This is a genomic window from Streptomyces sp. NPDC054813 (assembly GCF_053611365.1).
Map to the genome: position 1 here is coordinate 483,172 of NZ_JBSHAF010000004.1, position 9,427 is coordinate 492,598.

The 9,427-nt window shown below is 71.7% G+C and carries 5 protein-coding genes; all 5 read right to left on the reverse strand.

Annotation, left to right across the window (positions count from 1 at the left end):
- Positions 1-80: 80 nt before the first annotated feature.
- Positions 81-1,994, reverse strand: a complete 1,914-nt coding sequence (locus ACWGJB_RS10695; RefSeq protein WP_453379812.1) for an AMP-dependent synthetase/ligase — start codon at positions 1,992-1,994, stop codon at positions 81-83.
- A gap of 100 nt (positions 1,995-2,094) precedes the next feature.
- Positions 2,095-3,591 carry a YfbK domain-containing protein gene (locus ACWGJB_RS10700; protein WP_453379813.1) on the reverse strand — a complete coding sequence of 499 codons (1,497 nt, stop codon included), beginning with the start codon at positions 3,589-3,591 and terminating at the stop codon, positions 2,095-2,097.
- Between the two features lie 165 nt (positions 3,592-3,756).
- Positions 3,757-4,611 carry an ABC transporter permease gene (locus ACWGJB_RS10705; RefSeq protein ID WP_453379814.1) on the reverse strand — a complete coding sequence of 285 codons (855 nt, stop codon included), beginning with the start codon at positions 4,609-4,611 and terminating at the stop codon, positions 3,757-3,759.
- On the reverse strand, positions 4,608-7,256 hold the full coding sequence (locus tag ACWGJB_RS10710) for a CocE/NonD family hydrolase (RefSeq protein WP_453379815.1): 2,649 nt from the start codon (positions 7,254-7,256) through the stop codon (positions 4,608-4,610). Before ACWGJB_RS10710 ends, ACWGJB_RS10705 begins: the two co-directional genes overlap by 4 nt.
- A 366-nt stretch (positions 7,257-7,622) precedes the next feature.
- Positions 7,623-9,020 carry an APC family permease gene (locus ACWGJB_RS10715; protein WP_453379816.1) on the reverse strand — a complete coding sequence of 466 codons (1,398 nt, stop codon included), beginning with the start codon at positions 9,018-9,020 and terminating at the stop codon, positions 7,623-7,625.
- Between the last annotated feature and the right edge of the window lie 407 nt (positions 9,021-9,427).

Genomic DNA, 9,427 nt, shown 5'->3' on the forward strand with positions numbered 1-9,427 from the left:
ACACCCCCACCCCCCCCCCCCCGCGGGCGGCGCGCCAGAGGCCCCCCCCGCCCCCCCCCGCCTTTTTCGTGTCCTGCGGCCTACTTGCCGCGGTACAGCGCCTCGATCTCGTCGGAGTAGCGGGCGGTCACCGCGTGCCGCTTCACCTTGAGCGACGGGGTGAGCAGACCGTTGTCCTCGGTGAACTCGCCCTCGACCAGCACGAAGGCACGGATCGACTCGGCGCGGGAGACCGCCGCGTTGGCGTGGTCGACCGCCTTCTGCACCTCGGCCCGCAGCCGGTCGTCGCGCACCAGCTCGGCGAGCGGGGTGTCCGCCGGCAGTTTCCGCACGGACAGCCAGTGGGTGAGGGCCTCGGGGTCCAGGGTGATCAGGGCGGCGACGAAGGGCCGGTTGTCGCCGACCACCAGGCACTGGCCGACGGGCGCGCGGCTGCGCAGCCGGTCCTCCAGGACTGCCGGGGAGACGTTCTTGCCGCCGGAGGTGACCAGCAGGTCCTTCTTGCGGCCGGTGATGGTGAGATAGCCGTCCTCGTCGAGCGCGCCCAGGTCGCCGGTCGCGAACCAGCCGTCGTCCGGCAGCACTTCGGTGGTCGCGGCCGGGTTGTTCCAGTACGCCCGGAAGACCACCGGCCCCTTGATCAGCACCTCGCCGTCGTCGGCGATCCGGACGGCCGTCCCGGGGACCGGCTGTCCGACCGTGCCGGGGCGGGGCGTCAGCGGCGGCACGATGGTGGCGGCCGCGCTGGTCTCGGTCAGGCCGTAGCCCTCGTAGACGACGATCCCGGCCGCGTGGAAGAACAGGTTGAGGTTCCGGTCGAGCGGGGAGCCGCCGCTGATGGCGTACCGCATCCGGCCGCCGAGTTCCTTGCGGATACGGCGGTAGACCAGCAGGTCGTACAGCGCCCAGGCGGCGTACAGGCCGGGGCCGGGGCCCTTTCCGGTGCCGAGGAACTTGTTCAGGTAGGCCTCGGCGAAGCGCACGCCGATCCGTTCCGCCCGGTCGAAGGAGGCGGCCCGGCCGATCTTCTCGGCCGTCGCCCGTCCGGTGTCGTGGATCTTCTCGAAGAGGTACGGCACCCCGACCAGGAACGTCGGCCGGAACTCCCGCAGGGCGGGCCGGAGTTCGTCCGGCTTCACGCTCGGGAAGTGGCCCATCTCGATCCGGCCCAGCAGGCAGGCGATCTGCAGCGTACGGCCCAGGATGTGGGCGAGCGGCAGGAACAGCAGGGTGGCGGCCTTCTGCCCGGTGACCGCCTGGAAGACGGGGTACAGCAGCTCGACCGTGTTGGCGGCCTCGGCATGCAGGTTGGCGTGGGTGAGGACACAGCCCTTGGGGCGGCCGGTGGTGCCGGAGGTGTAGCAGACCGTGGCGGTCGACTCGGGGGTGAGGGTGCCACGGCGCTTGGCGACGTCCTCGTCCGGGATGTCCGCGCCGAGGGCGGTGAGTTCGGCGATCGCGTTTGCCTCCAGCTCCCAGATGTGCGGGAGTTGGGGATGTCCGGCGGTGCCGGTAGTGACGGTGGCGGTGTTCTCCGGGGTCTCGGTGACGACATGGCGGGCGCCGGAGTCCCGGACGATCCACTCCACCTGCTCGGCGGAGGAGGTGGGGTAGACCGGGACGGTCACCCCGCCCGCCGACCAGATGGCGAAGTCGAGGACCGTCCACTCGTAGCGGGTGCGGGACATCACGGCGACCCGGCCGCCGGGTTCGAGGCCGGCGGCGATCAACCCCTTCGCCACGGCGGTCACTTGAGCGGCGAAGGCGGCCGCCGTGACGGTGCCCTCGCTGCGGCGGATCGCCGTGGCGCCGGGGTCCTCGGCCGCGTTGGTGTAAGGGAGGTCGGCGAGGGAGCCGGTGGTGAGGGGTGCGGCGAGATGCTCCCGGCGCGCCTCCCGTACGACGCCGGCCTCGTCCTTGACGACTTCGACCCTGCCCCGGGCGGCGAGGTCGGTGCGTCGACGTGCTCGCTTGAGGTCGCTGCGTACGCCCATGGGGCGTCAACTTACTCGTAGGTAAGGGTGCGTCAATGGTCTGGGACAGGTTGGGTTCCGGGTGGGGTGCGTGGGGCTGGTCGCGCAGTTCCCCGCGCCCCTAAAGGGGCGCTGCCTCACGGATCGCTGTTGAAAGTCCCGCGACGTCCTTGTCCTCTGTCACCTCTGCCAAAGCGGCCGCCCGGGACTGGAGTTTCCTGAGGCTCTGCGCGCCCGGGATGTCGTAGTCGCCCCCCGCCAGCGCGTCCGCGAAGTACGCCGCCACCGCCGTTACCTGGAAGCGCGGGGCCGCCGTCCAGACCGAGTCGTGCAGCGCGCCGGTTTCCATGGCGCCCGTGTCCTCGTGCGGGGCGCGGGTCTCGGGGTCCAGCCAGCGGACCGTGGCGGTGGCCAGGTGGCCTTCCGTGCCCGGCTTGGTGCGGACCGCGTAGAGGGCCGTCACGGTGTGGCCGGGGCCCACCTCGCCGCCGTCCACCCGGTCGTTGCGGAAGTCCTTGTCGGCGACCTTGCGGTCCTGGTAGCCGATCAGACGGAAGTCGGCGACCGTGTGCGGGTCGAAGGCCACCTGGGCCTTGGCGTCGCGGGCCACCAGGTCGATGTTCTGCGGGAGTTGCCGGCAGAAGACCCGGTTCGCGGTGGCGGTGTCGGAGACGTATGTCGTGTGGCCGTCGCCCTTGTCGGCGAGGCGCTCCATGAGCGCGTCGCCGTAGTCGCTGCCCACGCCCACGCCGAACAGCGTGATGCCGTACTCGCGGCGGTCGCTGTCGATGCGCTTCAGGATGGCGTCGGGGTCGGTCTCCCCGTCGTTGGCGAGGCCGTCGGAGATCAGGACGACACGGTTGGTGGCGTCCTTGCGCAGGCCTGCGACGGCGGTGGCGTAGCCGGTCTCCACGCCCTCGCCGAGGTTGGTGGAGTAGAGGGCGGCGAGGCTGTCGACGGCGTCGTGGATCTCCCTGCGGTGACCGGCGAGGCGGGTCATCGGCAGGACCTTCTCGGCGTGTTCGCTGAAGGCGACGATCGCGACCGAGTCGTCGTCGCGCAGCCGGTCGGTCATCGTGTCCAGGGACTTCTTGGCGAGGTCCAGCCGGCCCGGCTCGTCCATGGAGCCGGAGACGTCGATGACGAAGGTGAGGGCCGCGGGCGGTCGTTCGGCGGTGGCGTCGGTGGGGCGGGTGGCGAGGCCCACCCGGACCAGGGACCAGTTCGGGTCGGTGGTGCGGGCGCCGTCCACCGTGACCGTGAAGCCGTTGTGGTCGGGGGTGGGGTAGTCCTGGCGGAAGCTGTTGACGAACTCCTCGGCGCGGACGGTCGAGGGGGCGGGGCGCGCGCCGTCGGCGAGGGTGCGGCGGGCGTAGCCGTAGGACGCGGTGTCCACGTCCAGGGCGAAGGTGGAGAGGTAGTCGGAGGACGGGGTGGTCGCGGAGTCCTCGTTCTGCGGCCGGCTGGGAGCCGGGGCCGGAAGGCCGTTGCTGTGTCTCGAGTCGCTGGACGAGTTGCCGCTGTCGCCCGCGCTGCAGGCCGTCAGCAGCAGGGCGCCCGCGGTGGTGAGGGCGAGCAGTGCCCCGGAGATCTGTCGTCGGGTCCGGTGTCGGTCCATCGTGTGTGCCCCCTGTGCCGGTCGGAGTCGGCTTCCTGGCTCTGTGGCCTTGTGTCGACTCTGACGGCGCAGGGGGGTGGAACGTGCGACCCGAAGCGTTGCGGATGGATCTCGAACGGGGCACGGACCAGGGGTTTCGAGGCCGGAGGGAGATCGTCCGGTGACCTAGGAGACCACGTCCTTGCGGGCGAAACCCCGGAAGGCCAGGGCGAACAGCACCAGGGCGTACGTTATGGAAATCGCGGTTCCCTGGATCATGCCGGACCACTCGGGATGCGGCTGTACGGCGTCCGCCCAGGCGAACTGCCAGTGCGCGGGCAGGAAGTCGCGCCAGTGACCGAGGGCGGTGACCGCGTCCAGGACGTTGCCGACGATGGTCAGGCCGACCGCGCCGCCGACCGCGCCCAGGGGCGCGTCCGTCTTGGTGGAGAGCCAGAACGCCAGCCCAGCGGTGACCAGTTGGGACAGGAAGACGTACGCCACCACGACCGCGAGGCGCTGGGCCGCGGTGCCGGTGTCGAGTTCGCCGCCGGTCGGGATCTGGAGCGGCCCCCAGCCGTAGGCGGCGGTGCCGACGGCCAGGGCGACCAGCGGCAGCAGGACCATCGCGGCCAGGCTGAGTCCGAGGGCGACGACCAGCTTGGACCACAGCAGGCGGGCCCGGGGCACGGGTGCGGCGAGCAGATAGCGCAGGGAGGACCAGCTGGCCTCCGAGGCCACCGTGTCCCCGCAGAACAGGGCGACCGGGATGACCAGCAGGAACCCCGCCGACACGAACAGGTTGACGGCGGCGAAGTTGGCGCCGGACGCGGTGGCCGTGTCCAGCAGGGTGACCTGGCCGTTCCGCTCGCCCGGCTGGCCGCCGATGGCGAACGCGATCAGCAGGACGAACGGCAGTACGGCGAGGATCCCGCCCATCACCAGGGTGCGGCGGCGCTTCAGCTGGCGGACCAGCTCGACGCGCAGCGGCAGGGTGCGGCCCGCCTGATAGCCGGAGGCGACCTCGGTGAGCGTGCTCATGCGGAACCTCCGATCAGGGTCAGGAAGGCGTCTTCCAGACGGCGGTGGGGGCCCACCGACGCCACGGGCACGTCGAGCCGGACGAGTTCGGCGACCAGCCGCGGTGCGCTGCCGCCGGGCTCCATGCGGACCAGCAGTCCGTCGTCCGTGCGGGTCACCGAGGCGACGCCGGACAGCGCGGCCACCTTCTCCACCACGGGCTCCTCCACGGGCACGCCGGTGCCGACGAGCAGGGTGTCGCCGGAGCCGACGATCTCCGCGACCGGGCCGGCCTGGATCAGCCGGCCGCGGTCCATCACCACGAGGTGGGTGCAGGACTGCTCGACCTCGGCGAGGAGATGGCTGGAGACGATCACCGTACGGCCGGCGGCCGCGTAGCGGATCATCACCTCGCGCATCTCGCGGATCTGCGGCGGGTCCAGGCCGTTGGTCGGTTCGTCGAGGATGAGCAGGTCCGGCAGGCCGAGCATGGCCTGGGCGATGGCGAGGCGCTGGCGCATGCCCTGTGAGTAGGTGCGGACCGCGCGGGCCAGTGCGTCGCCGAGGCCCGCGATCTGCAGGGCCTCCTCGATGTGGGAGTCCGTCGCCGGGCGGCCGGTCGCCTGCCAGTACAGCTCCAGGTTCTCCCGGCCGGAGAGGTGCGGCAGGAAGCCGGCGCCCTCCACGAAGGCGCCGACCCGGGAGAGGACGGGGGCGCCCGGGCGGACGGCGTGGCCGAAGACCCGGATCTCGCCGTCGTCCGGCTTGATCAGGCCCATCAGCATGCGAAGGGTGGTGGTCTTGCCCGCGCCGTTCGGGCCGAGCAGGCCGAGGACCTGGCCCTTCTCGACACGGAAGGACAGCTCGCGGACCGCGTACCGGTCCGTGGAGCCCGCGTAGCGCTTGCTCAGGTCCGTGATCTGCAGCGGGACTTCGGCGAGCTCGGGGTCGGGTGCCGGGGTGGCGGTACGGCGGCGGCCGGTGACCAGCAGGGCCAGGGCGGCGAGCGCTCCGGTCAGCGGCAGCCACCACACCCAGGCGGGCAGCGCCGCGGCGGCCGTGTCCACCTGGGGTGCCGTCGGCACGCTGAGGGCGCTCTTGAGGGAGACCGTGTAGGTCGCCGGGGCGGTCGGGGAGGCGTAGCCGAGGTCGGTGGAGGCGAGGACCAGGCGCAGCCGGTGGTCCTTCTGCACCTCGTGGTCGATCGCCGGGAGGGTGATCGTGACGTCCTTGCCGGACCTGGCTCCCTCGACGCGGATCGGGGCGACGAGTTGGGAGGGCAGCACCTGCTGGGTGCCGCCCGGGCCGACGTCGTACACCTTGCCGAAGAGCACGGCGTCGTCGCTCGTCGAGGTGATGTGGACGGTGGCCGTGGGTGAGCCGGTGATCTGCACGTTGTCGGCGACGGGCGCCGAGTCGAAGCGGGCGTACTGGCCCGGGAAGTCCAGGGAGACGCCGACACCGAGTGAGGAGAGCTGGGCGAGGCCGCCGGCGGCGCCGAGGCCGGGCAGCGCGGAGACGGCGGGCGGGCTGGCGCCCGCCGGGTTCTGGACGCGCTGTGTGCCGCCCGTCAGGGCGACGGACTTCCGGTCGCTCTCCAGGCCGGGGTAGCTGTCCGAGGTCGCGCCCCGCAACTGGGCGGTGCCGTCGGTGGAGTCGACGCCTCCGGTGCGGGTGATCCGGAAGGCCGGGCCGGTGTCGGTGGCCTTGTCGTCCTTCAGGTAGCGGTCGAACCAGGAGGTGATCCGGCCCTCGACGCGGCTGGTCTCCAGGTCGCCGCCGTCGTGGCCACCGGCGATCCAGTCGACGTCGACGGGGGCGCCGCCCGCCCTGATCGCCTTCGCGGCGGCGTCGGACTGGGCGAGCGTGAAGAGGGAGTCGGTCTGGCCCTGGAAGAGCAGGGTGGGCACCTTGATGCGGGCGCCGACGGCCGACGGCGAGCGCTCCTCCAGGAGCTTGACCGCGGCCGCGTCCGGCTTGCCCGACTCGGCGACCCGGTCGTACATCGCGCACAGCGCCGGCTCGAACCTGGCGCAGCCGCCGCCGGTGTTGAAGAAGATCCCGGCCCACAGCTTCTTGAACACGCCGTTCGGGAACAGGGCGTCCGCGAGGTTCCAGTAGGTGATCGACGGGGCGATCGCGTCCACGCGCGGGTCGTAGCCGGCGGCCAGGAGGGAGATCGCGCCGCCGTAGGAGCCGCCGGCCATGCCGACGCGGGGGTCGCCGGGCTTGTCGAGCCGGACCTGGGGCTGCTTCGCCAGCCAGTCGATGAGCCGGGAGACGTCGGGGACCTCGCCCTTCGGGTCGTTCAGGCCGATCCTGCCGGTCGACCTGCCGAAGCCGCGGGCGGACCAGGTGAGGACCGCGTAGCCCTGGCGGGCGAGGTCCTCGGCCTCCTGGCGCATGTCGGCCTTGGAGCCGCCGAAGCCGTGGGCGAGGAGGACCGCGGGGCGTCGGCCGGTGCCGGGGGTGGTGAAGAACGAGGTGTCCAGCTGTACCCCGTCGACGGCCATGACCTTGTCGGACCGGTGCACCGGGGTCGGGCCGTCGGACGCGACGGCCGTCCACGTGCCGGCGCCGACGAGCACGACGACGGCGGCCGCGGCGGACAGAAGCCGTCGCGGCCGCCGAAGCAGGGCTCGTAGGCCGGGGGGTCGAAGATCCATGCCCTCAACGGTACGGGCCTGGACTGACATCCGATGCCGACGGTGGGGTGAACCCCGGGCCATCCCCGAGGAGTACGACCGCGTCGCCGCGTACTTCGGGTGCGGTACGCCGGCTCGCCTTCGGGTGCGGGTGGGTGGGGGCTGAGCGCGCCCACGCGGCCGCACATCGGCACAGCCCCGCGCCCCTGAGGTCGGCGGCCCTCCCCGGCGCTCATCACACGCCCCACAAGATCCCGCCGCAACGGCGATCAGCCACGACGGCGGATTCCGGCGGTGCCGAGCCGGCCGGTGGTCCCCCGCGGGACCGTGGGGGCTGAGCGCGCCCGCGCGGCGGTAGCCGCAAAACGACACAGCCCCGCGCCCCTATCAGGGCGCTACATCCTCCGGGAGCGAGACCACCCAGTGGGTCTCCTTGCGGGGGCGGAGGTAGAAGGCCCAGTAGAGGGTCGCCGCCGCTGTGATGCCGCCGGTCCAGAGGAGGTAGGTGGTTTCCTGCTGGGTGAGGATGTAGGCGAGGACGGCGATGAGGACGATCGGCATGGCCGGCCAGAGGGGCATGCGCCAGGCCGGGGTGTGCTTGTGGGCGCCGCGGCGGGCCAGCAGGGCGGCGACGGCGACCAGGAGGTACATGCCGGTCACGGACACGCCCGTCACGCCGTACAGGGTGTCCAGGTTGACGAAGCAGAGCAGGGCGCCGGGGACGCCGACGGCGAGGGTGGCCACCCAGGGGGAGCCGAAGCGGCCGAGTCGGGACAGGGCCGTGTTGACCGGGCCGGGCCAGGCCTTGTCGCGGGCCGAGGCGAACAGGACGCGGGAGTTCTGGATGACCATGACGATGCCCGCGTTGATGATCGCGAGGGCCACGCAGAGGCTGACGAAGGTGCCGACCGCGGAGTTGGACCAGGCGGTGACCATGGAGCTGATGTCGCCGCCCGTCAGTTCCTTGAGGTCGGACGCGCCCATGGTGATCGCCGCCACCGGGACCAGGATGATCACCGTGGAGATCGCGAGGGTTGCCAGGACCGTGCGGGCGACGTTGCGGCGCGGGTTCTCCAGTTCCTCGGAGAGGTAGACCGCCGTGGAGAAGCCCTGGGTGACGAAGAGGGCGATGGCCAGACCGGAGACCACCAGCATCGCGGTGACGGTGGTGGTGTGGCCGCCCGTGTCCGCCACCTGCATGGAGGTGAGGCTGCCGGCTCCGCGGTGGCTGTGGGAGAAGCCCAGCACGGCCACCACGCCCGCCGCGATGACCTCCAGGACCAGGAAGATGCCGGTGATCCAGGCGTTCGCGCGCAGGTCCAGGAGGCCGGCGAGGGTCGCGAGCAGCATCACGCCGGCGCCGGTCATGGCGGGGTCCAGGTGCACGATCGGGGCCAGGTAGTCGGCCGTGCCCATCGCGATCACCGGGGGCACGATCATCACGACGAGGAGGGAGAGGACGAAGACCAGCCAGCCGGCCAGGCGGCCCGCCATCGTGGAGACCATCGCGTACTCGCCGCCCGCGCTGGGGATGAGCGTGCCCAGCTCCGAGTAGCAGAACGCCACGGCGATACAGAGGAGGGAGCCGATGGCGATCGTCAGGGCGGTGGCGGTGCCGAGGGACCCGAACAGGTCGGGCACGACCACGAAGAGGGTCGAGGCGGGGGTCACGCAGGAGAGGGTCAGGAGGGTGCCGCCGACCACGCCGATGGAGCGCTTGAGCGTCTTGGGGCTGTCGGACACCTCGGGGAGGGCGGTCTCGACGGGGCGGAGCGTGTCGGTCATGCGGCGGTTCCGATCGCGTCGTTGCGGATGCCTCCGGCGGTTGGGCTGTGCTGCATGGAACCCCGACGAAAACCGCTGCGTCAATGGCTGTTTACCTTCGGATTCCGCACTCGTAAAGCGACCGGGGTCACATCGCTTTCACAGGTCCGGCGGTGCGAATAGGGCAATCATCAAGCCTTCCGATCGCATGACCTTGCTTTCGAAGGTCACCTATCAGGAGCGCTTAAGTCATCCGATTCATCCCGTCCACACGAGAACCGCAGCACCGCCGACAAAAAAAGTCGAGGCCCGCCCGTATACGGACCGCCCCCACACGGGCCGGGGGGGACCCTGCAGGGGGTGGGGGGTAAACACAAAAACGAACCCCCCACACCAAAAGCGGTCGGCGGTTGCGGCGGGGGGGTGGT